Origin of the sequence: Paenibacillus agaridevorans, from assembly GCF_003112455.1 — a bacterium.
Classification (GTDB): Bacteria; Bacillota; Bacilli; order Paenibacillales; family Paenibacillaceae; genus Pristimantibacillus; species Pristimantibacillus agaridevorans.
This window is the reverse complement of sequence record NZ_BDQX01000171.1, coordinates 559,222-561,374: the sequence shown is the minus strand read 5'-3', so window position 1 is coordinate 561,374 and position 2,153 is coordinate 559,222. Positions and strand designations below refer to the sequence as shown.

Annotated in this window: 2 protein-coding genes; both read left to right on the top strand. The window is 54.8% G+C overall.

The genetic code is table 11. The annotated features are described in order from the left end of the window. Positions 1-1,528 (top strand): extracellular solute-binding protein (locus PAT3040_RS17370; protein WP_181376686.1); only part of this gene is annotated, 1,528 nt, incomplete at its 5' end. Between the two features lie 83 nt (positions 1,529-1,611). Beyond that, positions 1,612-2,153, top strand: a 542-nt coding sequence (locus PAT3040_RS37150) for a hypothetical protein (protein WP_181376685.1), incomplete at its 3' end; no start/stop codon positions are given.

Here is a 2,153-nt window from a genome sequence, read left to right as displayed (position 1 = left end):
GGCCCCGACCGAAGGAACGGTCGCAACGGCATCGCCGGCTCCTGCCGAGCCGTATGAGCTGAAATGGCTGAAGGCGCAAGACATCTCGAAGCCTTACGACCCGGCCAAGGACGTTGTCAAACAAGCCGTTGAAGAGAAACTCAATATCCGCATCGTGCCGGAGATGGTCGATGTCCAGCAGTACAAAACGAAGCTGAATCTAAAGATGTCGAGCGGAGATTTTCCAGATGTGGTCCGGATCGATTTCGTCGACGACTTCCAGAAGTATGCGCAGCAAGGCGCGTTCGTCGACCTGACGGATCTGATCAACGAGCAGAACACGCCTAACATTATGCGAGAGGTTCCGGCCGAAGTGTTGGAGCAAGCGAAGGTAGGCGGCAAAATATACGGCATTCCGTACCAAGGAGGGCCGGGCGCAGGTTATCGCTGGAATCTGGTCATGCGCAAAGATTATCTGGAATCGATCGGAGCGAAAACACCGACGACGCTGGATGAATATTACAACGCGCTGAAACAAATCAAGGCGGAGAATCCGAAGGTTATTCCGCTCGGCGGTTACACGGCCCAGATTGGCGAGCCGAAATTCGCCAACAACTCGTTTGACCATATTTTCGGCGCGTTTGGCGTTACTCCGGGTTTCTTTACAGAAGAGAACGGCAAGTTCGGCAATTACGACATCGATCCGCGAATGAAGGATGCGCTGTTGTTCCTGCAGCAAATGTACAAGGAAGGACTTATCGACAAAGAGTTCGCGACAATCAAGGAAGAGCAGCTTCGCACAAAGCTGTATAACGGCCAAATGTTCTCGTGGATGGGCTGGTGGTCGACGGCCAACGGCTACGACACGATGGTGGAGACGGGCGAACTGATCAAAAAAGGCGAGCTTGCGGCCGACGGCAGCCTGCCCGACCAGAACGACCAGCCGTACAAATATTTGACGCTGACCGCTTCGCTCACCGGAGCGGACGGCAAGGCGGTAGCGCCTGCGGGAGCGCCTTTCTCCCAAATGAACGCGATTAGCGTCAAAACAAAAGACCCGAAACAAGTATTAGCCATTATCGAGGAGTCGCTGTCTCCGGAAAATCAAATGTTGACCGTCTGGGGCATCGAAGGCAAAGACTACAAATTCGAGAACGACAAGATGAAAGCCATTACGGATCTTGTCGATCCGCAAACCCAGCAGGATCCGGACGGCAACTACCGCGGCATCCAGAGCTATCTGTTCGCGCCGGGTCTTAACGGCTGGCCGCGTTACCTGGAATCGCTGCCGCTTCGGGCGTCGGAAGCGCTGGACGTGGCGATCAACAACCCTTATCAAATTACGGACGCCTCCAACTACCTGGACTCGCCGACGAAGATCGCCAAGCTTGTCGAGCTGAACACGATGCGCGATTCTGTCTTTACCCAAATTATTATGGGCGCGGACATCGCCAAGTTCGACGAATTCGTAGAGAAGTGGAAATCGCAGGGCGGAACCAAAATTTTGGAAGAGCTTGAAGCTTCGTTCAAAACAAAAACGGGCCAATAAGCCGTCATCCCTCCCGCTTCGCCGCGCAATCGGCGGAGCGGGAGCGGGCGTCTTTGGCTCTGCAAAAAGAAGGAGGAAAGCAAGTGAGAACAACAAGTCGCGGCATCGCGCTGCTGCTGATCGTTGCATTATTGCTGCCGTTTCTGCCTGCTCCTGCAGAAGCGGCGGAGCAGGAACCCATCATCGAAGAGAACTTTGCGGGCGGACTCGTCAATTGGGATTTGTTCGGGAGTACGGCCTGGCAGGTGCAGGGCAGCGGAGCGGACGCTTTGCTGACCGGGACGACGACGGCGACTTCGCCGCAGCGCGCCGTATTAAAACAATCGGCTTTTCCTTACAGCACCAAAGATTACAGCGTCGAATTCAAGGCGCAAGCGGACCGGTACCGGTTGATGTTCCGCTATACGTCGGGAACCAGCTATTATTTTCTGGAATTCAAAAATGCGAGCATGGTTGAATTGTGGAAATACCCTAATTCGTCGGCCAGCGTCATCGTCGGCGCGCCGGTAGACATCGCTTCCGTCGCTCCCGGCTTCAACATGGCGGACTGGCATGACTACAAGCTGGAAGTTGCCGGATCGGAGTTCAAGCTGTATATCGACGGCAGCCTGATCTCGGTATTCGC